Genomic DNA, 23,990 nt, shown 5'->3' with positions numbered 1-23,990 from the left:
TCTTCTCAAATATGCATTTTTACAACAGGTTATACGGATAACGCGGGCGCCGATTTGGCTTTTTCACTTTCCGCATCTTCGGTGACCGGGATATCTTCAAAGCCCAGCAACAGCGTAAGGATGAAGGAAAGCACCACCGCCAAAATCATCACGCCAAACACCCAGACAATGGTCATTGGGTTGGCCGGATCAAAGAACTGCACGCTGGTAAATAGGCCTGGTGAGGCCATCGAGTGGCTCGCCAATCCGGCAATTCCGGCCACGCCGCCGCAGACAAAACCACTGATCAGCGCTGCGATAAGCGGGCGCTTCAAGCGTATTGCCACACCATAAAGCGCGGGTTCTGAAATCCCGGCAACAATCGCCGATGCCGCAGCGGCCAGCGCCGTCTGACGCAGCTCCGGGTTTTTGGTCCGCCAGGCTACCGCCAACGATGAACCGCCCAGCGAGAGGTTGGCACCAATTTCAGAGGGCATCACCATGCCTTCTTTGCCGGTTTCCGCGATGGTCTGAATGATGGTTGGCGTAAAGACGCGGTGCATCCCGGTCATCACCAGCAGCGGCCATAGCCCGCCCATAATCGCTACGGATAACCACCCCAGATAGCTGTGAATGGTGTACACCAGCGCGGAAATGCCGCTACCAATCCAGATGCCCAGCGGGCCAATCAACAAGATGGCGATCGGCGCAGAGATCAGCACGATCAGCATCGGTTTGAGGAAGTTTTTCGTCACGGCTGGCGTGATGCGATCGACCCATCTTTCAATATAGGAGAGCAACCAGGTCATGAACAACGCCGGGATCACCGTGTAGGTGTATTTCACCGCCGTGACCGGGATACCCATAAATTCAACCTGTTGGCCCTGCGCGGCTTTCGCCATCAGATCGATAAATGCGGGATGAACCAGTACCCCGGCAATCGCAATCGCCAGTGACATATTGGTTTTGAATTTTACCGCTGCGGAAGCGGCAACCATCACCGGCAGGAAGAAGAACGCCCCGTCGCCAATGACGTTAAGGATAATCAGCGTTGAGGAGCCTTTGCCGAACACGCCGGTCATATCCAGGATCATGGCGAGCAGTTTCACCATCGAGCCGCCGATAATGGCCGGGATCAGCGGTGACATGGTACCAATCAGCGCGTCCAGGATCCCCGCACCGATACGTTTGAGAGTGATCTTGTTCTTTTCCGGTGCCGGTTGCTGGGCTACCGCCCCTTCGGGCAACAGTTTCAACACTTCGGCATAGGCCTGTGAAACGGTGTTGCCAATGATCACCTGACACTGATTTTCGCTTCTTACCACACCCAGTACGCCACCAATTGCCTTCAGCCTGACGGCATCGACGAGGGTGTCGTCGTTGAGCACAAAGCGTAAACGCGTCATGCAATGAGTCACCGCCGCGACGTTACTCGCTCCCCCAACTGCATCCACTATCGATCTTGATACCGCCGCATAATTCTTAGACATGAGGACAACTCTCATTGATAGGTAACCGGTTCCACACAGGATTGTTGATATTCATATCGAAGATCAATCTATAATTTTTTTTATTGTCTATTTTGTGATTGTGATCGACATGAATGGGTTCGAGAAGCTGCAAAGGGTCTGCTCTAATGCGATTGAATGTGTAGAATGGGGATAATTGTTAAAAGCCGGGAAAACCCTATGTCTACCATGCAGGAAGTGGCAAAAAAAGCAGGCGTCTCAAAAGCCACTGTTTCGCGCGTTCTTTCCGGCAAAGGGTACGTCAGCGAAGCCACCAAAGATCAGGTGTTTAAAGCCATCGAAGAGGCGGGTTATCGTCCCAATCTGCTGGCGAGAAATCTGGCCACCAATAAATCCCAGTGCATTGGCCTGGTAGTCACCAACACCCTCTATAACGGCAGTTATTTCAGCGAGATACTTTCTCAGGCCGCGCAAAAGCTGGAAGACAACGGTCGCCAGTTGATCCTGGTGGACGGCAAGCACAGCGCCGCAGAAGAGCAAGAGGCGATCCGATTCCTGCTCGATTTACGCTGCGACGCCATCATCATCTACCCGCGTTTCTTAACCATCGAAGCGATGGACGACATCATCGAGCAGCACAAGCAACCCATCATGGTGGTGAATCGCAGGCTGAGAAAACACCAAAGCCATTGCATCTGCTGCGACCACAAAGGGGCCAGCTTTAAGGCAACAAAATACCTGATTGAGCAGGGCCACCGGAATATCGCCTTTATTACCGGCTCACTGGATTCACCAACGGCGATTGAGCGGCTATCCGGCTATAAAGAAGCCTTAAATCAATATGATATTGAGTTGGATGATAAACTCATCATCAAGGGAAAGTGGACGCCAGCCAGCGGTGCGGCGGCGATGGAGTCCTTGCTCAAGGATAAAATCACCTTTAGCGCGGTACTCTCCAGCAACGATGATATGGCCGTTGGTGCCATCAAGAAATTGAACGAGGCGAGCATTGCCGTCCCCAATGACGTCTCGGTTATCGGCTTCGATAATATCCCTACGGCTCCGTATCTATCCCCGTCGTTATCCAGCGTTAAAGACCCGGTGAGCGATATGATGAGCGAAGTGATCGACCGGCTGATCGCTATGCTCGACGGTGGCTATCTGTCGAAGGACAACGTTTTTACTTCGGAACTGCTGGTTAGGGATTCGGTGGGTCAGGGTCCTTTTTGGGCTCGGTAACTATTTGAACTATTACGCAGGCCATTATGAGTGAAATAACCTGGCATCTCTATATGCTGCGAATGCCAAGCGGGATGCTGTACACCGGTATCACGACAGACGTCGCCCGACGAGCGGCGCAGCATCAGGCCGGTAAAGGGGCCAAAGCCCTACGTGGCAAAGGGGAGCTGAAACTGGTTTTTCACTGCCAGGTTGGGGATCGCTCAATGGCTTTGCGGCTGGAGTATCGGGTGAAACAGTTGAGCAAAAAACAAAAAGAGGTGCTGATAGTGAATCCGCCCCTCTCATTGGAATACCTGCTACCGGTAGTTAAAAGCGACTAAAGGGCGCCGAATACTCCACCACCCCATTCACACCACTCAGCGCGTCTTCCGCCAGCGGATAAACCTGGAATGCGGCTTCCGTTCCTGGCCAGCGGCAATGCAGATCGAACTGGGCAGCCGTTTTAAAGCCGAAGCGCCCGTAGTAAGCCGGTTCGCCCAGCACCACTACGGCGGCATAGCCGAACTCATTCAGCGCATCCAACCCTTCGTAAACCAGCTTTTCGGCCAGCCCTTGGCGACGCAGGCTTTCCTCAACCGCCAACGGCGCAAGGCCAACCCATTGGCGATCCTCGCCCGCAACGTCAACCGGGCTGAATGCGGCATAACCGACCACGCCACCCTCTTCGTCGGTAGCAACGATGCCCAGCGTCAACAACCCGTCTTCACGCAGTTGTTGCACCAGCTCGGCTTCGTCATCACGGCCAAAGGCGTTACGCAGCAGCGCATCAATGCCTGCGGCATCCACCGGAATTTCAACGCGGATCAGCATGGCTGCGGCACACGGGAAGTTTGCGCCGTGCCCTCCTGCAAACCTGCTTCCACAAAGTCCGCTAACCGCAGCAGCCCAACGCGTAACGGCGTAGGCATCGCATCCAGATCGATAGCGTCCATCAGATTTTTTACATACAGGCCCAATTCGGTATCTCCTTCAATCTGCAACCGACGCTGGAAAAACAGCGTGTCGGGATCTTGTTTACGTGCCGCAATCAAGATCAGATCGTTGGCTTCGCCGCTGAAGCTGACGTCCGCCTCAGCCTGTTGGCTAACCACCAGCCTATCGTTTTCTACCGTCATAAACCATTGCAGAGCCAGATCGCGCACTTCAATCTTCAGCCAGCGCGATTCGAGAAACTCCAGATCCCCCTCAGCCAGCGCCTGACGGAACTGCCAGCTCAGCACCTGTTGCAAAACCTGACGCTGCAGAGCAAACGGCGTGAATTTTAACGGTACGCGCAACAGCGACGGCCCTTGACGCACAATGCGTGCTCGTAGTTTTTCCAACACTGTTATTCACTCCTTTCTACTCAGTCTGAGGTTATTTTGCCACATTGCGGCTACGCGTAACCGGTCTATATCAACAAATGGTGCAATTAACGCTCATCTTTCCCTACAGATTTCAAGTTACCGCTTGAATATCAATACGCCAGAAGCTGCCTCAAATCAAAGCTTGTTAACCTCGGGTTCACTAAAATTGTCTCCCCATTTACATCATTGCCAGGCGAATCAATGGCCCGGCAACGTTTATCACAGCATATACCTGGCCAGGTGTATGGCTGGAATCAGGATAGATCTATGGAGCTGCTTTGCCCCGCTGGCAACCTGCCGGCCTTGAAAGCCGCGGTAGATAATGGCGCAGACGCCGTTTACATCGGCCTGAAAGACGATACCAATGCGCGCCACTTTGCCGGGCTGAACTTTACCGAGAAGAAGCTGCAGGAAGCGGCCGACTATGTGCACCGGCATGGCCGCAAGCTGCATATCGCCATCAACACCTTTGCTCACCCCAATGGCTACGCCCGCTGGCAGCGTGCCGTAGATATGGCTGCCCAGTTGGGTGCCGACGCGCTGATCCTGGCAGATTTGGCAATGCTGGAGTACGCAGCGGAACGTTATCCACAGGTGGAGCGCCATGTTTCGGTGCAAGCCTCTGCGACCAATGAAGAAGCCATCCGTTTTTATCAACGCCACTTCGACGTTGCGCGAGTAGTGCTGCCGCGCGTACTGTCGATGCATCAAGTGAAGCAATTGTCACGCACTAGCCCGGTACCGTTGGAAGTTTTCGCCTTTGGCAGCCTGTGCATCATGGCCGAAGGGCGGTGTTACCTCTCCTCTTATCTAACCGGGGAATCGCCTAACACCGTAGGCGCCTGCTCACCAGCCCGCTTTGTACGCTGGCAACAAACGCCACAGGGGATGGAATCGCGCCTGAATGACGTGCTGATCGATCGCTATCAGGACGGCGAAAACGCTGGTTACCCAACGCTGTGCAAAGGCCGCTATCTGGTGGATGACGTGCTCTATCACCCGCTGGAAGAACCCACCAGCCTGAATACGCTGGAGTTGCTGCCGGAGCTACTGGCCGCCAATATTGCCTCGGTGAAGATTGAAGGCCGCCAACGCAGCCCTGCCTATGTCAGCCAGGTTGCACGCGTCTGGCGCCAGGCCATAGATCGCTGTATGGCCAACCCGGCTGGCTATCAAGCCGATGCAGCCTGGATGGAAACGCTCGGCGCAATGTCCGAAGGCACCCAGACCACGCTTGGCGCGTACCACCGCAAATGGCAGTAGGAGAAAACATGAAATATGCATTAGGCCCGGTGCTCTACTACTGGCCAAACAGCGAGATTGAAGCCTTTTATCAGCAAGCAATCAGCAGCAGCGCCGATATCATCTATCTCGGCGAGAGCGTCTGCACCAAACGGCGTGAGATGAAAGTAGGTGACTGGCTGGCGCTGGCACAGGAGATCGCCAAATCGGGTAAGCAGGTGGTGATCTCTACCCTGGCTTTGCTACAGGCACCTTCAGAGCTGAATGAGCTGAAGCGTTATGTGGAGAACGGCGAATTCCTGATCGAAGCCAACGACCTTGGCACGGTGAATATGGCCGCCGATCGCGGTTTGCCGTTTGTCGCCGGGCATGCCCTCAATTGCTACAACGCCTACACTCTGCGCCTGCTGCACAAGCAGGGCATGATGCGCTGGTGCATGCCTGTAGAGCTTTCACGCGACTGGCTGGTGAATTTACTGCAGCAATGTGATGAATTGGGGTTCCGCCAGGGGTTTGAAGTGGAAGTGTTGAGTTACGGCCATTTACCTCTTGCCTATTCGGCGCGCTGTTTTACTGCCCGCTCAGAAAACCGGGGCAAGGATGAATGTGAAACCTGCTGCATCAAATATCCGCAGGGGCGCATCGTCAATTCTCAAGAGAACCAACAGGTGTTTGTGCTCAACGGTATCCAGACCATGAGCGGTTACTGCTACAACCTGGGCAACGAACTGACCAGCATGCAGGGATTGGTGGATATTGTACGTCTATCGCCACAGGGGGTTGAAACACTGGCGATGCTCGACGGCTTCCGGGCTAATGAGCAAGGAAAGCAGCCACTGACGTTAACCGACCATGCCGAATGCAACGGCTACTGGCGGCGCGTAGCCGGATTAGAGTTGGTGCAATAAATCCTCTATCGCAGAACACTACATTTCATTCGGATTGTTGACAAAGCAAAGACGGGCGCAGCATGCAGCGCCCCTACGTAAAATCGGGTTGGGAGTAGCCATGACGTCTTCCCTACACCTGACGTTTACGGAATAGATTACGCAGCCCTACTCGGTTGCGTAGTGCTCCGACGCCAATACCAATCAGCGTATAAATCGCCCCCAATAGCAGCAGCATGGCAACGTCTCCGCCGACATCACGCAGCGATAGCCCCATCTGATTCACACCGGCAATCGCTTTGGTTGCCCAGGTTGAGGGGATCATCGAAGAAATCGCCCTGACCCACTGCGGCATCGCTTGCAGCGGCCAGATGGTGCCAGAAAGGTAAAACACCGGGGTGGTGATAAACGACAGCGTCAGGTAAATCATCTCCACGCTGCGCAAGCATTCGGTCACCAGTTTGCCTAGCCCAAGCACTGCAAGCAGGAACGGGAAGGTCAGCAGCAAGATCTCCGGGATCGTCGCAGTCTGGCGATAGCCCAAGACCCAGGGCCACAGCACAAATAACACAATCGACAAGAACAGCCAGATCGGCAGCAGAGCCGACAGCCCCCCCAGATAAACAGGAAGCGACGGCTTGCCGCCCGGCGTTCCTTTCAACACAATGCTGACCCGCACGCAGGCAATCAACAATGAGTGCTGCAATAACATCACCAACAAACCCGGGAAGATAATCGCCGCAAAGCTGATGCCGGGGTTGAATACGTCCAGCGTTTGGCTCTGGATCGGCATCATGATCACCTGAGCCTGCCGTTCACTGAAACCACTGCGCATTAGCAACGAGGTGTTGTACTGGCCCAGCAACTGCTGGTAAGCCGCCACCACGTCCTGTTGGATCTGGCCGTTCGCCAGCCGGTTGGTGGCATCACCGAACACCGGGATCTCGATGTTTTTGCCGTTGAGGATCTTCTTCTCCAGATCCACCGGCATGATGATCACCGCAAACAGTTTGCGCCAACCCAGATCGCGTTTTGCCTCATCCAGGTTGTCGTAGGTTTGAATAGCGATCTTAGGGGTGGCATCCAACTGGCGGATAAGCAGGCGGCTGGCGGTGCTGTGATCCTGATCGATCACTCCCACCGGCAGATCCCACACCGTGCGGTTGGCATAAACCATACTCATGATGCACAGTGACAGGATCAACATCAGCCACATCGGCCGTTCCAACATGCTCGTCAATACTTTGCGGAAAGTGAGCCAATAGCTTTTCATCCTACCGTCTCCTCTTTTGCCAGCCGCTTCAGCAGCCGGTTACGCACCAACAGTGCAGTCACCAACGGGTAAACCACCAACAGCGCACACACGCTGAGGATAGCGCTGGCGGGCACCTGCCGCAGGAAGACGTCGAACATGGCGTACAGCGCGTGGGTAAGAGGCTCGATATTAGAGATGATGCGCGCCGGTAGCGGCATGGAAAGCTCAGGCACAGCCATGCCAGAGAAAGTCAGTGCAATACTCACCAACATGCCAATCAGGGTGTAGGCAGTAATGGCGCTGCCGGTAAAGGTATACAGCAACAGGCCGATGCTTTGTGCTGCCATCACATAGAAGAAACCAATCATCAGCATAAACAGCGGGTTGCCGCTGACGCGAGCGTCAAAAATGCCCACCAGCGCGGCAATCTCCACCATCAGCAAGGTAGTGAAACACAGGGTGTAGGGAGCCAGTTTCCCCAGCAGCGCCAGGCTGAAGGGCTTGGCTTTCAGCAAGGACTTACTGCGCGCCATCACGTAAATCATGCAGGTCACCACAAACAGCTGCAGCATATGAATGGTGGCGGCAAACTGCTGATAATAGATATAGCTGCCGCTGGCATTGAACAGGCTGCCGTAGTTGAGGGTGACATCCGCCAGCGGTGGCAGCGACTTGCCCATGGCCCCGGCAATGATCGAGCGGTAATTGGCGTTGGCCTCGGTCATCAGACCACTGAAATCCTGGGTGGAATACAGCCCGGCACCGTAAAACAGCGCGTTGTAATACAGCACCACGCTCGGCTGATTGCCCGCCAGCGCGTCCGCCTCAAAATCGGCCGGGATAGACAGCAAAGCGTAGTCCTGCGCACTACGCAGACGGCGCAACGACTCATCAAGACCGCCGTCATAGGCTTGCACATGGGCATGAGAACCCGCATCCAGCTTGCGGATCAGGTTTTTGGATAGCGGGCTGTGATCGTTATCCACCACCGAGACCGGCAGATCGAGCAAGGTCCCTTCCGAGAAGTTACTGCTGATCAGGCCAAACAGGATCAATGGGAAGATCCACCCCAGCCAGTGCACCACCGGCCGGCGAAAAGCGATGCGGCACTCGTTGCTGAACGCGTGGCTGAAGCAGCGCCAACCCGCCCTTACTCTTTCCATTGCCATAAGGTGCTCATCCCTGGGCGCAGGCCATCTATCGGCTGCGACGGATACAAACGAACTTCAAAGGTTTTCAGATCAAAGTCACCGGTGGCCCGCGTGGCCCGCTTGGTGGCGTAATCACCTAGAGGGGCGATATAGCGCACTTCGGCCTCGATCGTTTGGTCTTTCAACGCTGGGACGCGCAGTTGGACCTTATCCCCCTTGCGGACATGCGCCAGAATATCTTCCCGCAGGTTAAACACGAAATAGGCGTCAGGTACGCGGATCAGCGTCATCAATGGGCTGGAGGCGTTGAGCAGCTCACCCACTTCTGCCGGGATTGGCCCCACTTCGCCATCAACCGGAGCTTTAACCAGTAAGTCGTCGGTCTGGGCCTGAATTTCTAGCAGGTCTTGCTCCGAGGCCCTCAGTGCTGCTTCATATTTCTGCCGCAGTTCGATACGATCGCCGTTGATGCCTTCGTCCAAATTGGCTTTGGCGGCCTGCACTTGTTGATAGGCGGTATCACGCGCACGGCGTGAGCTGTCCAATTCAGATTTGGATACGTAGCCTTTGCTGGCGACGCTCAGGTTACGGTCGTAATCGTGTTGGGCATTCTGGTATTGCGCCTCGGCCTGTGCCAGGTTGGCGCGCAGGTTACGGATGCTTTCTTCACGGGTGCCATGCAGCGATTGGTCCAACTGCGCTTGGGCCTCATCCCGCGAAGCCTGCGCCGAACGTAGCTGGGCCATCAGCTCCGGGCTTTCCAGCCGCAGCAGCAGTTGCCCGGTTTTCACATCGTCCCCACGCTCTACCAGGCGCTCTATCACCCGGCCCTTGGCTTTGGAAGCGACGATCACTTCGGGGGCATCCACTTCGCCCTGCAACAACAAATCCTGATTATGCGCGCGGAATAGCACCGCCATGGCGATAGCTATCCCCATCAGCAGCAGGGTAAACAACGTCTTTTTCTTCATTACTACAGCCCCTTGAACATCAGCGTGCAAACAAAAGCCATCATAGCCCTAAAAAAACCATTATTCTCATAAGGATATTGCGAGCACATATATCCCCTTTTATAACCGTATTTTCGATTATGCTTTTAACACAAAAAGCATAATCGCTTTTTTAGTTGCAGATCCCTGCAATCGCCCTTTAAGCGATCAACCAGATAAGCACAATGGACGATAAAATGACTGAACACACACAGGTGCCGCTTTCGGTACTGGATTTATCCCCAATCCCTCAAGGAGCCAAGGCGCGCGATGCGTTTCACTGCTCGCTGGATTTGGCGCAACATGCCGAAAAGTGGGGCTATCAGCGCTACTGGCTAGCGGAACACCACAATATGACCGGCATCGGCAGTGCCGCGACGTCGGTATTACTCGGTTATTTAGCCTCCGGCACCCAGAGCATTCGCCTCGGTTCAGGTGGCGTGATGCTGCCAAACCATGCGCCGCTGGTGATTGCCGAACAGTTCGGCACCTTGGAGTCACTGTATCCGGGGCGTATCGATCTGGGACTTGGCCGTGCGCCGGGTACCGACCAACGCACCATGATGGCGCTGCGTCGCCACCTCTCTGGCGAAGTGGATAACTTCCCGCGTGACGTGCAGGAACTGCAACATTACTTTGGCGAAGTACAACCGGGGCAAGCAGTGCAGGCCGTACCGGGCCAAGGGTTACAAGTGCCAATCTGGCTGTTGGGTTCCAGCCTCTACAGTGCGCAGTTGGCGGCACAGCTCGGCCTGCCGTTTGCCTTCGCCTCGCACTTTGCGCCAGATATGCTGTTCCAGGCACTGAATGTGTACCGTGAGAACTTTAAGCCGTCTGAGCAGTGCCAGCAGCCGCACGCGATGGTGTGTGTCAACGTGGTCGCCGCAGACAGCGACCAAAACGCGCGCTTCCTGTTCACCTCTATGCAGCAGCAGTTTATCAACCTGCGCCGTGGCTCACCAGGCCCACTGCCGCCGCCGGTCGATAATATCCATGCGCTGTGGACCGCTGGTGAGCAGTATGGCGTCGATCAGGCGCTACGCATGTCGATCGTCGGTAGCGAAAGTACCATCCGCCATGGCCTGCAAAGCCTGCTGCGCGAGACGGATGCGGATGAGATCATGGTTAACGGCCAGATTTTCGATCATCAGGCGCGTTTACGATCGTTTGAGATTGTTGCCGGGGTGAAAGGCGATTTAGTGAAGGGATGAATGATAAGGGCACCGTAATGGTGCCCTTGTTCTATCAACGCTGGATGAGATAACGAATGGTTGGCCCATCCTGCTGAATATCCAGCACCTTGTAGCCGTGGTTACGGGCATCGAGCGGGATATTATTGATCGACTGCGGGCAATCGCTGATCACTTCCAGTATTTCGCCCGGCTTCAACTGCGGCATAGCCTCTAACGTGGCCACCGCCGGATAAGGACAAGGCTCTCCCACCATATCCAACCGGTAATCCGGCACGATCTCTGTCTGTTTCATACTTCACTCCTTAAGTTCACCACCTGCGCATCTGGCTTGGCGCGGAAAAAGCGTTTCTCCCACCACAGCATCGCGGCAAAGGCGATGGCCAGCAGCAGATAGGTCACCAGCAAACCGCCGATCGGCCCGAAGGTGTCCAGCAGGTTAATCTTGTCGTAATTGGTCGCCAAGGCTGGTGCCAGATCGTCCCAGTAGTAGGCTAGCAGCGTAGCGCCGATAATGTTACCCAACCCCACCCACCAGTAATGGACCTGCCCTTCCACCGCACGATACATCCAGCCGGTTTCGCAGCCGCCCGCCAGCACAATACCGAAGCCAAACAGTAGGCCGCCCAGTACCGCATTGGGCCCGGCCCACATGATCTTCGGCGAGACGCCCAGTTGCACATAGCTGAAGATGCCGATGGCGCTGACCGCCATGCCGATAATAATTGCCTTGGCCATATGTGTACGGCCAGTGATCCACAGATCGCGGAACGCCGAGGTAAAGCAGATCTGCGCCCGTTCAATCAGCAGACCAAAACCGATACCAAACAGCATGGCGATGCCGAGTTTCGGCGCATCAAACAGCGTCCATAATGACCAGGCCACCGTAAGGCAGAAAACCACCATACCCAAACGGAAACGACGGCGTGCCTGCTCGGGTTTTTGCGTCAACGGTGAGGCCGCTTTCACTCTTTGCAGCTTGACCGGAATACGGAACATCGGCAGCAAGGTAAATTTGGCACCGAAGTAAGAACCAGCCGCCGTTGCCAGCGCAAAAAACCAGGCATGTAAAGAGAACTGCGGAATACCGGTAAAGAAGGCCGCCAGGTTACACCCCATCGCCAAACGTGCGCCAAAACCGGCAATAATGCCGCCCAACAACGCCTGTGCAATGCGGATACGGTGCTGCGGCATACGTAATTTGATGTTGTTGGCCCACAGCGCAGCAGCGATGCACCCCGCAAACATGCCTATAATCATGCGCCCATCGATACGGTCGAGTGGTGTGCCCTGTAGGCCGATCACCTTAAAGTAGCCCCACTGCTCGGGGTGGAAACCCAACCACTGCAAGATATGGCCGCCCCAGCGGGTAAATTCGCCGGTAACCGCCCAGAAGGTGCCGGTCATGCCGAAATAGTAGGTCGAGAGGATCCCGGCGGCAATCACCGCCGGTAGGGGCGCCCAAAAGCGCACCAGGTATTGAGATTTGAATTGTTGCCAGTTCACGGCAGCTCCTGTGCATCCGTAAGATAAACCTTGCGAATGATACGCCCTTTAGCGGTATTAACTGAGATGCCAGGCAAAAAAAAACCAGTCCGAAGACTGGTTTGATCATACTGACAACGTATCAATGTCAGGGCGCAGCATGCGGCGCCCCTACGCTGTTAACCCGTAAGGGGTTGTCAGCAATTATGCATCACCGAAACGGCGACGTGGTGCGGCAGGAGCTGCTGCATCGTCACGGCGTGGTGCTGGCTTGTCACGGTTGAAGTTACCGCCACGGCGTTCGCCACCGGCAGCATTACCGCCTTCACGACGCTCACCGAAAGAACGGCGTGGTGCTGGTGCACCTTCGCGACGCTCGCCGTTGAATGGACGGGCACCGCCACGACGCTCACCACCGTTACCACCGGCAGGACGCTCACGACGTTCATGCGGCTGCGCATCGCCCAGCAATTGCATGTTCATCGGCTTGTTCAGAATGCGAGTGCGAGTGAAGTGATTCAGGATCTCGCCCGGCATGCCTTTTGGCAGCTCGATGGTGGAGTGGGAAGCAAACAGCTTGATGTTACCGATGTAACGGCTGCTGATGTCACCTTCGTTAGCGATCGCGCCAACGATATGACGAACTTCCACGCCGTCATCACGGCCTACTTCAATGCGGTACAGCTGCATTTCACCAACGTCACGGCGTTCGCGACGTGGACGCTCAGCGCCACCATCACGGCTGTCTGGACGTGCATCACGACGACGGTCGTTGCTACGCTCGCCACCGCGATCATCACGGTCGTTGAACTCACGACGTTGACGCGGTTTGAACACTGGATCTGGTGGCAGGATCAGAGGACGTTCGCCCTGCGCCATTTTCAGCAGTGCAGCGGCCAGCGTTTCCATATCCAGATCTTCACCCGGCTGCAGCTTAGCCAACAGCGCACGGTACATATCCAGATCGCTGCTTTCCAGCTGCTGCTGAACTTTAGCGGCAAACTTGGCCAGGCGGCGCTCACCCAGCAGATCTGCGTTTGGCAGCTCTACTTCAGGGATGGTCAGCTTCATGGTGCGTTCGATGTTGCGCAGCAGGCGGCGTTCGCGGTTTTCGACGAACAGCAGCGCGCGGCCAGCACGGCCAGCACGACCGGTACGGCCGATACGGTGAACGTAAGACTCTGAATCCATAGGGATGTCATAGTTTACTACCAGGCTGATACGTTCAACGTCCAGACCACGAGCGGCAACGTCGGTGGCGATCAGAATATCCAGACGGCCATTTTTCAGACGCTCCAGGGTCTGCTCACGCAGCGCCTGGTTCATATCACCGTTCAGTGCGGCGCTGTTGTAACCGCTGCGCTCCAGCGCTTCGGCCACTTCCAGGGTCGCATTTTTGGTACGTACGAAGATGATCGCCGCGTCAAAATCTTCAGCTTCCAGGAAACGCACCAGCGCTTCGTTTTTACGCATGCCCTGCACGGTCCAGTAGCTCTGGCTAATGTCCGGGCGAGTGGTGATGCTGGACTGAATGCGCACTTCCTGTGGATCTTTCATGAAGCGACGGGTAATACGACGGATCGCTTCCGGCATGGTCGCAGAGAACAGCGCGGTCTGATGTTCAGCCGGGATCTCCGCCATGATGGTTTCTACGTCTTCGATAAAGCCCATGCGCAGCATTTCGTCGGCTTCGTCCAGAACCAGGCCTTTCAGGCCAGACAGGTTCAGGGTGCCACGTTTCAGGTGGTCCAGCAGACGGCCCGGGGTCCCTACTACGATTTGCGGGCCCTGACGCAGAGCGCGCAGCTGCACGTCATAACGTTGGCCACCGTACAGGGCCACCACGTTAACGCCATGCATGTGCTTGGAGAAATCGGTCATGGCTTCAGCGACCTGAACCGCCAGTTCGCGGGTTGGAGCCAATACCAGGATTTGTGGTACTTTCAGGGCTGCATCGAGGTTGTGCAGCAGGGGCAGCGAGAACGCCGCAGTTTTACCACTACCGGTCTGCGCCATGCCCAGCACGTCGCGGCCGTTCAACAGGTGAGGAATACACTCAGCCTGGATCGGTGATGGTTTTTCGTAGCCCAGATCGGTCAGGGCAGCAATGATCGGAGCAGACAGCCCCAGGTCAGCAAAAGAGGTTTCAAGCTCAGTAGTCATGTACACGTGCCTCATTAATAATGGCAGCCAGTCTACATAACTCGTCGAGAAAATTTTCAGTCATTTTCATTGAAAAGTGTGAACCGGCTCAAATTAGATTATAAAACAGACAAAAAAGCCCTCGCCCGTTAAGGCGATTACTTTGGTCAAAAAACCAATGTAAATCAGGCTGATAAGTGTCCGTCAGCTATTGCTGGTCCGATTCCGATAGGTCGTCTTGTTCTTGGCCCAACAGCGCCAATTCCAACAATGCATAGCGGTGCTCAACAAAGTTATGAACATTGTTAGCCACCGTCAGTTTGAACAGCGCCGAAGCGGTGTCCTTGTCCCCCAGACTTAGGTAGTGCTTACCTAAATAGAAGTCAGTTTCACTGAGATGCTCAGCGAGCGAAGTGTTATCCGTTGCATCTGCCTTGAGGCGTTCCATCAGCGTTTTTTCGCTGATTTTGCCCAGGTAGAATTCGACAATATTCCATCCCCATTGCCCTCTGTCCGATTTGTCATAACGCTGCTGGAGCGATACGGTAGCCATCTTGGGATCGATTTCTCTCTCCACCAGATAAAGCCACAGCGAACGGAAGGGATCGTTTGGGTCGTCTTGATAAAACGCCTGCAGATCATCCTGCGCCAACGGGAAGCGGCCGCCATAATACAGTGCGATGCCCCGGTTTAAACGCGCGTAATTGTAAGTTGGATCAAGCTCTAGTACAGAATCAAACGCTTCATAGGCAGCATCAAAATTGCCTGCCTGCGTTAAGTAAATGCCCAGGTAGTTGAAAACTTCTGGCATATCAGGACGTATCGCTAGCGCTTGTGAAAAGTCATTGCGCGCTAGAGCACGTAAACCAAGACTATCATACAGCACACCGCGCTCATATAAAAGCTGTGCTCGCTCATCGTCCGTTAATGCCCGGCTGGCAAGTATTTGTTCCATGCGCGCCAGGATCACTTCCTGCTGCAGCGTGGGCTGCAACGGAATAGCCAGAACTTCGTCTTTACGCCAATCATGGTTGCTGCATCCTGCCAGCAATAGTGCTGTCGCAACGTAACACCAGCGCAAGAAAGGCTTCATTTCCCACTCCCGAAGACAAACATTGGATGAACGTCCTGTCCTCCGCTTGCTAATACGCGAGTATCCTACCCACGTGATAAGAACAGCCCCTGCCCTACGGCAGGGAGCTGTAAAACTGTTGATACAGTTATTCTGCTTCTGGTGCTGGAGCCGCAGCGGATTCTGGCGCTGTAGCTTCTTTGATGCTCAGGCGCACACGGCCCTGGCGATCAACTTCCATTACCTTAACCGGTACTTCCTGACCCATCTGCAGATAGTCGGTCACTTTCTCAACGCGCTTGTCGGCGATTTGAGAGATGTGCACCAGGCCTTCTTTACCGCCGCCGATGGCCACGAAGGCACCAAAATCAACGATACGGGTCACTTTACCCTGATACACACGACCAACTTCGATCTCAGCGGTGATCTCTTCGATGCGGCGGATAGCGAACTTCGCTTTGTCGCCGTCGGTCGCAGCAATCTTCACTGTACCGTCATCTTCAATTTCGATGGTGGTGCCAGTTTCTTCGGTCAACGCACGGATGACTGAACCACCTTTACCGATCACATCTTTGATCTTGTCTGGATTGATCTTGATGGTGTGAATACGCGGTGCGAACTCGGAGATATCGCCACGTGGCGTGCTGATAGCCTGTTCCATCACGCCCAGAATGTGCAGACGAGCACCTTTGGCCTGATTCAGAGCCACCTGCATGATTTCGCGGGTGATACCTTCAATTTTAATGTCCATCTGCAGCGCGGTGATACCATCGCGGCTACCGGCCACTTTGAAGTCCATGTCGCCCAGGTGATCTTCGTCACCCAGAATATCAGACAGTACGACAAAGTTTTCGTCTTCCTTCACCAGGCCCATTGCGATACCCGCAACGGCTGCCTTGATTGGCACACCTGCATCCATCAGTGCCAGAGAAGCACCACAAACGGAAGCCATTGAAGAAGAACCGTTGGATTCGGTGATTTCGGACACCACACGCACGGTGTACGGGAAATCTTCTGGTTTAGGCATCATAGCTAAAACGCCACGTTTTGCCAGACGACCATGACCGATTTCACGACGCTTCGGTGAACCAACCATGCCGGTTTCACCAACAGAGTACGGAGGGAAGTTGTAGTGGAACAGGAAGCTGTCGGTTTTCTCGCCCATCAGCTCGTCGATGTTCTGTGCGTCACGCGCGGTACCCAGAGTGGCAGTAACCAGCGCCTGAGTTTCACCACGAGTGAACAGTGCGGAACCGTGGGTACGTGGCAGAACGCCAGTGCGCACGTCCAGACCACGGATCATGTCTTTCTCGCGGCCATCGATACGCGGCTCGCCACGCAGCACACGGCTACGTACGACGTTTTTCTCAACGGTGCCCAGGATGTCCTGAATTTCAGACGCGTCCAGAGTCTCGTCTTGCGCCAGCAGAGTTTCCACTACGCTATCTTTGATCGCATCAACCTGAGCGTAACGCTCTTGTTTTTCGGTGATGTGGTAAGCATCGCCCAGACGGCTTTCGGCCAGCTCGGTTACGCGCGCATGCAGCGCTTCGTTAACCGCTGGTGCCTGCCAATCCCACTTCGGCTTGCCTGCTTCAGCAACCAGAGCGTTAATGTTTTCGATAACGATTTGCTGTTGGTCATGGCCAAACACGACTGCGCCCAGCATCTGATCTTCGCTCAGCACGTCAGCTTCGGATTCCACCATCAGTACTGCACCAGCGGTACCGGCAACCACCAGATCCAGGCTGCTTTCTTTCAGCTCGTCAGTGGTTGGGTTCAGTACGTACTGATTGTTGATGTAACCCACGCGAGCAGAACCGATTGGGCCATTGAACGGAATACCGGACAGGCTCAGGGCAGCAGAGGCACCGATCATCGCTACGATGTCTGGGTTTACCTGTGGGTTCACGGAAACCACGGTGGCGATCACTTGCACTTCGTTCAGGAAACTATCTGGGAACAGTGGGCGGATCGGGCGGTCAATCAGACGGGAAGTCAGGGTTTCGCCTTCGCTCGGACGGCCTTCACGACGGAAGAAGCTACCCGGGATACGGCCAGCAGCGTAGGTACGCTCCTGATAGTTCACGGTCAGAGGGAAGAAGCTCTGGCCTGGTTTGGCTTTCTTCTGGCCTACTACGGTGACGAATACTGCGGTGTCATCCATGCTCACCATCACGGCAGCAGTGGCTTGACGTGCCATCATACCGGTCTCAAGCGTCACGGTGTGTTGGCCATACTGGAATTTGCGAATAATCGGAGTCAGCAAAATTTAATCCTTAATTGGTGGCGCGCAATCGTTCTTCGACTCGACACGCCTGTGGTTCACTGACCTTCTCACTACATCCTCGCGACTAATGACAATCCTTATCTCTCATGAGATAAAGCCTCTCATTAGCCGCGCGAACCTCTGTAACGGAAGATCCTCAGTAATACATTAACCTGATTTGCTTATGCTTCCTAGAAGAAAGGGGCCACATTTGGCCCCTTTCTACTGAAACTTGCTCGATTAGCGACGCAGACCCAGACGCTCGATCAGGCTGGTGTAACGTGCTACATCTTTACGCTTCAGGTAGTCCAGCAGCTTACGACGCTGAGAAACCATACGCAGCAGACCACGACGGCTGTGGTGATCTTTTTTGTGCTCTGAGAAGTGGCCTTGCAGATGGTTGATCTGCGCAGTCAACAGGGCAACCTGAACTTCGGTAGAACCGCTGTCGTTAGTACCACGACCGAAGTCAGCTACGATTTTAGCTTTAGCTTCAACACTTAGAGACATTGTCATACTCCAAAATTATAGATAATAAATACAGGCGCCGATCTCTAATTCAGCAACCCAATGCATAAGCTGCGCCATTCTACTCTTAGCGCAGGGCGATCGCAAGGCGGGCAGGTCAGTCGAAATATTCGACAACCAGGCGGCGCGGCGCGACTCGGCCATCATCGGCAATCTCGCCAATGCCGATAAATTTACGTTCTTCGCCTTCGGTAATGCGCACCAGACCCGAGACCGGAGCCCCTGCGGCCTGCACCGGCTGCCCTTGCTTGACGTAACCCGCTACCGCTGGCAGCAGGTTCACTTCAGGGAAGTCTTCGGCCGGGCTGTCCATCGGCATCAGCAACGGATCGAGCAGTTCGCTCGGCGCAATGCTCTGCTCCTGTGCCTGCTCCACTAGAGCATTCAGCTGTTCCAACGTGATCATGCGGGCGATCGGGTACTTCGCCACCTGCAGACGGCGCAGATAAATCACGTGCGCTCCACAGCCCAGTAGTTCACCGAGGTCATCCGTGATGGTACGGATGTAGGTGCCTTTTGAGCAGTGAATTTCCAGCTCAAGCTCATCCCCTTCCCAGCGGATAAACTGCAACTCATACACGGTGATACTACGTGCTTCACGCGGGACTTCGATACCCTGGCGAGCATATTCGTACAGCTTTTTGCCTTGGTATTTGAGTGCGGAATACATCGAAGGCACCTGCTGGATGTTACCCCTGAAGGTGTCCAGCGCGGTATCAAGCTGCGCTTGGGTGAAGTTTACCTGCCGCTCCTGCACGATCTGGCCATCGGCATCCGAGGTGTCCGTGCGCTGGCCCAAACGGGCAATCACGCGGTAACGCTTATCGGAATCGAGCAGGTACTGGGAGAACTTGGTGGCTTCACCCAGACAGATTGGCAGCATACCGGTCGCCAGTGGATCGAGCGCGCCGGTGTGGCCCGCGCGGTTGGCATTGTAGATACGCTTTACTTTTTGCAGGGCATCGTTAGACGACAAGCCCTGCGGTTTGTCCAGCAGCAGTACGCCGTGAATGTCACGGCCGCGACGGCGAGGGCGACTCATTAAGCCTCCTCTTCATCGCCAGATGCATTGCGACGTTCGGCATCGCTCTTCACTACGTTGGTCACCAGGTTGGACATACGCATGCCTTCAACCAGTGAGTTATCGTAGGAGAAGGTCAGTTCCGGCACTACGCGCAGGCGCATCGCTTTGCCCAGCAGCGTACGGATATAGCCAGAGGCATCCTGCAACGCTTTAATGCCGTTGGTCACCAGATCCGGATCGTGGTTTTCGGTCAGCACGTTCAGGAAGGTGACGTAAACTTTGGCGTAAGCCAGATCGCGAGACACTTCAACACCTGAAACGGTAGCCATGCCGACACGCGGATCTTTGACTTCACGCTGCAAGATCATCGCAATCTCTTTTTGCATTTCTTGTGCCACGCGTTGACCGCGGCTGAATTCTTTTGCCATTTGGAAACCCTCCAGACAAATCGGGGGGCACAAGGCCCCCTAAAAACAGATTTAAGCGTTTTTCGAGGCTTAAGCGATAGTACGCTGGATCTCGATGATTTCGAACACTTCGATCATGTCGCCAACGCGCACGTCGTTGTAGTTCTTAACGCCGATACCACATTCCATACCGTTACGGACTTCGTTAACGTCATCTTTGAAGCGGCGCAGGGATTCCAGCTCGCCTTCATAGATAACCACGTTGTCACGCAACACGCGGATTGGGTTGTGACGCTTGATGTTGCCTTCGGTCACCATACAGCCGGCAACAGCACCGAACTTAGGTGATTTGAACACATCACGTACTTCAGCCAGACCGATGATCTGCTGTTTGTACTCAGGCGCCAACATACCGCTCATCGCCTGCTTCACTTCGTCGATCAGGTTATAGATCACGGAGTAGTAACGCAGATCCAGGCTTTCTGACTCGATCACGCGGCGGGCAGAAGCATCCGCACGCACGTTGAAGCCCAGGATGATGGCGTTGGATGCCGCAGCCAGGGTCGCGTCGGTTTCGGTGATACCACCTACGCCAGAACCCACAATCTTCACCTTCACTTCGTCGGTGGAGAGTTTCTGCAGTGAATCGGAAATCGCTTCACAGGTACCCTGTACGTCGGTTTTCAGCACGATGTTCAGTTCAGAAACTTCACCTTCGGTCATGTTCGCGAACATGTTCTCCAGTTTAGATTTCTGCTGGCGAGCCAGTTTAACTTCGCGGAACTTGCCTTGACGGTACAGCGCAACTTCACGCGCTTTCTTCTCGTCACGCACTACGGTCGCTTCGTCACCCGCAGCAGGAACGCTGGACAGGCCCAGGATCTCAACTGGGATAGAAGGACCCGCAGAGGTCACTTCACGACCCAATTCGTCACGCATCGCACGAACACGGCCATACTCGAAGCCACACAGGACGATATCGCCCTTGTTCAGCGTCCCTTCCTGTACCAGTACGGTAGCCACTGGGCCACGGCCTTTATCCAGGAAGGATTCGATTACCACACCGCTCGCCATGCCGCTACGAACCGCTTTCAGTTCGAGAACTTCGGCCTGCAGCAGGATAGCGTTCAACAGTTCGTCGATACCGGTACCGGCTTTCGCAGATACGTGAACGAACTGAGCTTCACCGCCCCACTCTTCTGGCATAACGCCATACTGAGACAGCTCTTGCTTGACGCGGTCCGGATCGGCTTCTGGTTTGTCAATTTTGTTAACCGCAACCACCAATGGCACTTTAGCCGCCTGAGCATGCTGAATGGCTTCGATGGTTTGTGGCATCACGCCGTCGTCTGCTGCTACCACCAGAACCACGATATCGGTCGCCTGAGCACCACGAGCACGCATTGAGGTAAACGCTGCGTGGCCTGGGGTATCCAGGAAGGTGATCATGCCGTTTTCGGTTTCTACGTGGTAAGCACCGATGTGCTGGGTAATACCACCGGCTTCGCCAACTGCCACCTTGGTGGAACGGATGTAGTCGAGCAGAGAGGTTTTACCATGGTCAACGTGGCCCATGATGGTCACGACTGGCGCACGAGACTCGGCACCGGCGCCGGTGTCACGGTCGCTCATCAGCGCTTCTTCCAGCTCGTTCTCACGACGCAGGATAACTTTGTGGCCCATCTCTTCGGCAACCAGCTGTGCGGTTTCCTGGTCGATGACCTGGTTGATGGTGGCCATAGCGCCCAGCTTCATCATCGCTTTGATGACCTGAGAACCTTTAACCGCCATCTTGTTAGCCAGTTCGGCAACGGTGATGGTCTCGCCGATCACCACGTCACGGTTCACTACCTGAGCTGGCTTGTTAAAGCCCTGCTGCAGGGTGCTTGGCTTACGCTTGCCTTTACCGCCACGGGTCATGGTGCGAGCTTCTTCGCGGTCTGCTTTAGACTCGGAGAGCTTGTTGCCTTTCTTCTGTTTGGTCGCTTTGCCACCGCGAGTACGGCTACGGCGCTCACCTTCAACTTTAGCGTCGTTTTCGTCTTCGGCAGCACGAGCGTGCTCGGAGGTGGTTACGTGGTAGTCGGCTGTTTCAACCGCAGCGCTTGCTGCTTCGGCTTCGGCCCACTTCTCACCGTTTTCTTCGGCCATACGGCGCGCTTCTTCCGCTACGCGTTTGGCGTCTTCTTCCACCTTACGGCGTACTTCTTCTTCCGCTTTACGTTTCAGTTCGGCGGCTTCGGCTTCACGGCGTGCTTTTTCTGCCTGAGCTGGCTTGGTCATTTCGTCGGTATGTTGATTGGTCACTTTTTCTTTTTCCGCTGAATTACGCTTAGCAATCTCCGCGGCCTCACGTTTGGCTTGCTCTTCGGCTGCGCGCTTAGCTTCTGCTTCGCGTTTCGCTAGCTCTTCCGCTTCGCGCCTTGCCTGCTCTTCCGCTTCACGCTGTGCCTGCTCAGCCGCTTCAGCCTGTTGGGCTTCCTGCGGATCGCGATTTACATAAGTGCGTTTCTTGCGGACCTCAATTTGCACCGATTTACTCTTACCGCCGGTGCTCGGAATATTCAAGGTGCTGCGCGTTTTGCGCTGCAACGTGAGTTTGCTTGGCGCACTACCGTGTTCACGGTTCAGGTGCGCCAATAAGGTTTCTTTCTCATGCTGTGTCACAGAGTCGGTCTCAGACTTGTTGATCCCTGCATCAGCAAACTGCTGTACCAGGCGATCAACCGGTGTCTGTATCTCTGCTGCCAGCGATTTTACGGTTACATCTGTCGTCATGCTGTTCCTTCCTGCTACAGTTATTACGCGTTGTCGCCAAACCAACAGATATTACGTGCGGCCATAATCAGCTCGCCGGCTTGCTCATCGCTAAGCCCTTCAATATCAGCCAGATCGTCAACACCCTGCTCGGCAAGATCTTCCAGCGTACAAACCCCACGCGCGGCCAGTTTAAAGGCCATGCTGCGCTCAAGACCCGGAAGGTTGAGCAAATCATCAGCAGGTTTTTGGTCGCCCAGGCTTTCTTCCTGTGCCAGGGCCAGCGTGGTCAATGCAGCTTTGGCGCGATCGCGCAACGCTTCAACCATATCTTCATCCAGACCGTCGATTTCCAGCAGCTCTTTGATTGGCACGTAAGCCAGTTCTTCCAGCGTAGAGAAGCCTTCTTCGACCAGAACGGTGGCGAAATCTTCGTCGATATCAAGATACTTGGTGAAGGTATCAATGGCGGCATGAGCCTCGGCCTGATGCTTGGCCTGCAGATCGTCCGCCGTCATCACGTTCAGTTCCCAGCGATCATCATCACGATGCTGTTTCAACAGTTGGGAAGCTAAACGCACGTTTTGGCCATTACGGCCGATCGCCTGTGCCAGGTTGCTGGCTTCAACGGCGATGTCCATCGTGCACCGATCTTCATCCACCACGATCGAGGCAACATCTGCCGGGGCCATGGCGTTAATGACGAACTGTGCAGGGTTATCATCCCACAGGATGATATCAATACGTTCCCCGCCAAGCTCGCTCGAAACGGCCTGGACGCGGGCACCGCGCATACCGACACAAGCACCGACCGGGTCGATACGCTTGTCGTTGGTTTTCACGGCAATTTTTGCACGGGAGCCAGGATCGCGGGCTGCCGCTTTAATCTCAATCACTTCTTCGCCAATTTCCGGCACTTCGATGCGGAACAGCTCTTTGAGCATATCCGGGCTGGAACGGCTGACGAACAGTTGCGCACCGCGCGCTTCCGGACGAACTGCGTACAGTACACCGCGGATACGGTCACCCGGGCGGAAGTTTTCGCGTGGCAGCATGTCTTCACGGCCAATGACCGCTTCGGCGTTGCTACCCAGATCCAGCGCTATGCTGTCACGGTTAACTTTTTTCACCACACCGGTGACGATCTCACCTTCGTGTTGGCGGAAGGCATCAACCACCATCGCACGCTCGGCTTCACGCACTTTCTGTACGATGACCTGCTTCGCGGTCTGAGTGGTGATACGGTCGAAGGTCACAGATTCAATCTGATCTTCGATATAACCGCCCAATTCCATAGACGGATCTTCATACTGTGCAGCTTCCAGCGTGATCTCACGCGTTGGCTGGGTCACTTCATCAACGGCAACCCAACGGCGGAAGGTGTCGAAATCGCCAGTCTTACGGTCAATGCTGACACGGACCTCGATTTCCTGCTCATATTTTTTCTTGGTGGCGGTGGCTAAAGCGGTTTCCAGGGCTTCGAAAATCTTCTCACGTGGTAGGGATTTTTCATTGGAAACTGCTTCAACAACAGCCAGAATCTCTTTGTTCATCCT

General features: G+C 54.9%; 22 protein-coding genes. 5 read left to right on the top strand and 17 right to left on the bottom strand.

The window, feature by feature from the left end:
- Positions 1–29: 29 nt before the first annotated feature.
- On the bottom strand, positions 30–1,469 hold the full coding sequence (gene ascF, locus D9980_RS23135; RefSeq protein ID WP_121608532.1) for a PTS cellobiose/arbutin/salicin transporter subunit IIBC: 1,440 nt from the start codon (positions 1,467–1,469) through the stop codon (positions 30–32).
- 198 nt (positions 1,470–1,667) lie between these two features.
- On the opposite strand from ascF, the gene D9980_RS23130 reads away from it, so the two are divergent.
- Complete coding sequence (locus tag D9980_RS23130; protein ID WP_121608531.1) at positions 1,668–2,687, top strand: LacI family DNA-binding transcriptional regulator; 1,020 nt, start codon at positions 1,668–1,670, stop codon at positions 2,685–2,687.
- A gap of 26 nt (positions 2,688–2,713) precedes the next feature.
- Complete coding sequence (locus tag D9980_RS23125) at positions 2,714–3,010, top strand: GIY-YIG nuclease family protein (protein WP_121608530.1); 297 nt, start codon at positions 2,714–2,716, stop codon at positions 3,008–3,010.
- Here D9980_RS23125 and D9980_RS23120 read toward each other — a convergent pair.
- Together D9980_RS23120 and D9980_RS23115 are read right to left on the bottom strand one after the other, a co-directional pair.
- Positions 2,997–3,500 (bottom strand): GNAT family N-acetyltransferase, encoded by a 504-nt coding sequence (locus tag D9980_RS23120; protein ID WP_121608529.1) that lies wholly within the window; start codon positions 3,498–3,500, stop codon positions 2,997–2,999. The genes D9980_RS23125 and D9980_RS23120 overlap by 14 nt on opposite strands.
- Positions 3,494–4,015 carry an SCP2 domain-containing protein gene (locus tag D9980_RS23115; RefSeq protein ID WP_024483381.1) on the bottom strand — a complete coding sequence of 174 codons (522 nt, stop codon included), beginning with the start codon at positions 4,013–4,015 and terminating at the stop codon, positions 3,494–3,496. Before D9980_RS23115 ends, D9980_RS23120 begins: the two co-directional genes overlap by 7 nt.
- A 288-nt stretch (positions 4,016–4,303) precedes the next feature.
- On the opposite strand from D9980_RS23115, the gene D9980_RS23110 reads away from it, so the two are divergent.
- Both D9980_RS23110 and D9980_RS23105 read left to right on the top strand, forming a co-directional pair.
- A complete protein-coding gene (locus D9980_RS23110; RefSeq protein WP_121608528.1) occupies positions 4,304–5,299 on the top strand; it encodes a peptidase U32 family protein in 996 nt (331 codons plus the stop codon).
- An 8-nt stretch (positions 5,300–5,307) separates the two neighbouring features.
- Entirely contained in the window at positions 5,308–6,186 is an 879-nt protein-coding gene (locus D9980_RS23105) for a U32 family peptidase (protein WP_121608527.1), read from the top strand.
- A gap of 112 nt (positions 6,187–6,298) precedes the next feature.
- Here the strand turns inward: D9980_RS23105 and D9980_RS23100 are convergent, their stop codons facing one another.
- The 3 genes from D9980_RS23100 to D9980_RS23090 are packed head-to-tail and all read right to left on the bottom strand — an operon-like array spanning position 6,299 to position 9,542.
- Positions 6,299–7,438: an ABC transporter permease gene (locus D9980_RS23100; RefSeq protein ID WP_024483379.1), complete on the bottom strand. Its 1,140-nt coding sequence runs from the start codon at positions 7,436–7,438 to the stop codon at positions 6,299–6,301.
- Positions 7,435–8,589: an ABC transporter permease gene (locus tag D9980_RS23095; protein ID WP_024483378.1), complete on the bottom strand. Its 1,155-nt coding sequence runs from the start codon at positions 8,587–8,589 to the stop codon at positions 7,435–7,437. The genes D9980_RS23100 and D9980_RS23095 overlap by 4 nt, the downstream gene beginning before the upstream one ends.
- Entirely contained in the window at positions 8,571–9,542 is a 972-nt protein-coding gene (locus D9980_RS23090; protein ID WP_021179061.1) for an HlyD family secretion protein, read from the bottom strand. The genes D9980_RS23095 and D9980_RS23090 overlap by 19 nt, the downstream gene beginning before the upstream one ends.
- 215 nt (positions 9,543–9,757) lie before the next feature.
- Here D9980_RS23090 and D9980_RS23085 point away from each other — a divergent pair, with 215 nt between their 5' ends.
- Positions 9,758–10,771, top strand: a complete 1,014-nt coding sequence (locus D9980_RS23085) for a luciferase-like monooxygenase (protein WP_202913968.1) — start codon at positions 9,758–9,760, stop codon at positions 10,769–10,771.
- A 34-nt stretch (positions 10,772–10,805) separates the two neighbouring features.
- Here the strand turns inward: D9980_RS23085 and yedF are convergent, their stop codons facing one another.
- The 11 genes from yedF to nusA form a co-directional block, all read right to left on the bottom strand.
- Positions 10,806–11,045, bottom strand: coding sequence for a sulfurtransferase-like selenium metabolism protein YedF (yedF, locus tag D9980_RS23080; protein WP_021179059.1), 240 nt, complete (start codon positions 11,043–11,045; stop codon positions 10,806–10,808).
- Positions 11,042–12,256, bottom strand: coding sequence for a selenium metabolism membrane protein YedE/FdhT (gene yedE, locus D9980_RS23075; protein ID WP_024483376.1), 1,215 nt, complete (start codon positions 12,254–12,256; stop codon positions 11,042–11,044). Before yedE ends, yedF begins: the two co-directional genes overlap by 4 nt.
- Positions 12,257–12,439: 183 nt before the next feature.
- Positions 12,440–14,398 carry a DEAD/DEAH family ATP-dependent RNA helicase gene (locus D9980_RS23070; protein WP_121608525.1) on the bottom strand — a complete coding sequence of 653 codons (1,959 nt, stop codon included), beginning with the start codon at positions 14,396–14,398 and terminating at the stop codon, positions 12,440–12,442.
- Positions 14,388–14,462 (bottom strand): protein YrbN, encoded by a 75-nt coding sequence (gene yrbN / locus D9980_RS27360; RefSeq protein WP_223499600.1) that lies wholly within the window; start codon positions 14,460–14,462, stop codon positions 14,388–14,390. Before yrbN ends, D9980_RS23070 begins: the two co-directional genes overlap by 11 nt.
- A 123-nt stretch (positions 14,463–14,585) precedes the next feature.
- Positions 14,586–15,470, bottom strand: coding sequence for a lipoprotein NlpI (gene nlpI / locus D9980_RS23060; RefSeq protein ID WP_021179056.1), 885 nt, complete (start codon positions 15,468–15,470; stop codon positions 14,586–14,588).
- Positions 15,471–15,597: 127 nt separating this feature from the next.
- Positions 15,598–17,718, bottom strand: coding sequence for a polyribonucleotide nucleotidyltransferase (gene pnp, locus D9980_RS23055; protein WP_121608524.1), 2,121 nt, complete (start codon positions 17,716–17,718; stop codon positions 15,598–15,600).
- Between the two features lie 240 nt (positions 17,719–17,958).
- Positions 17,959–18,228, bottom strand: a complete 270-nt coding sequence (rpsO, locus tag D9980_RS23050; protein ID WP_010279698.1) for a 30S ribosomal protein S15 — start codon at positions 18,226–18,228, stop codon at positions 17,959–17,961.
- A 115-nt stretch (positions 18,229–18,343) separates the two neighbouring features.
- Entirely contained in the window at positions 18,344–19,288 is a 945-nt protein-coding gene (gene truB / locus D9980_RS23045; RefSeq protein ID WP_121608523.1) for a tRNA pseudouridine(55) synthase TruB, read from the bottom strand.
- On the bottom strand, positions 19,288–19,698 hold the full coding sequence (gene rbfA, locus D9980_RS23040) for a 30S ribosome-binding factor RbfA (protein ID WP_024483372.1): 411 nt from the start codon (positions 19,696–19,698) through the stop codon (positions 19,288–19,290). The genes truB and rbfA overlap by 1 nt, the downstream gene beginning before the upstream one ends.
- A gap of 69 nt (positions 19,699–19,767) precedes the next feature.
- A complete protein-coding gene (gene infB, locus D9980_RS23035; protein ID WP_021807516.1) occupies positions 19,768–22,455 on the bottom strand; it encodes a translation initiation factor IF-2 in 2,688 nt (895 codons plus the stop codon).
- A 23-nt stretch (positions 22,456–22,478) separates the two neighbouring features.
- Entirely contained in the window at positions 22,479–23,987 is a 1,509-nt protein-coding gene (nusA, locus tag D9980_RS23030) for a transcription termination factor NusA (protein ID WP_024483371.1), read from the bottom strand.
- Between the last annotated feature and the right edge of the window lie 3 nt (positions 23,988–23,990).

It is taken from the genome of Serratia sp. 3ACOL1, assembly GCF_003668775.1.
GTDB lineage: Bacteria > Pseudomonadota > Gammaproteobacteria > Enterobacterales > Enterobacteriaceae > Chania > Chania fonticola.
Note: the sequence above shows the minus strand (reverse complement) of the source record. Positions and strands in the feature narration are given on the sequence as shown.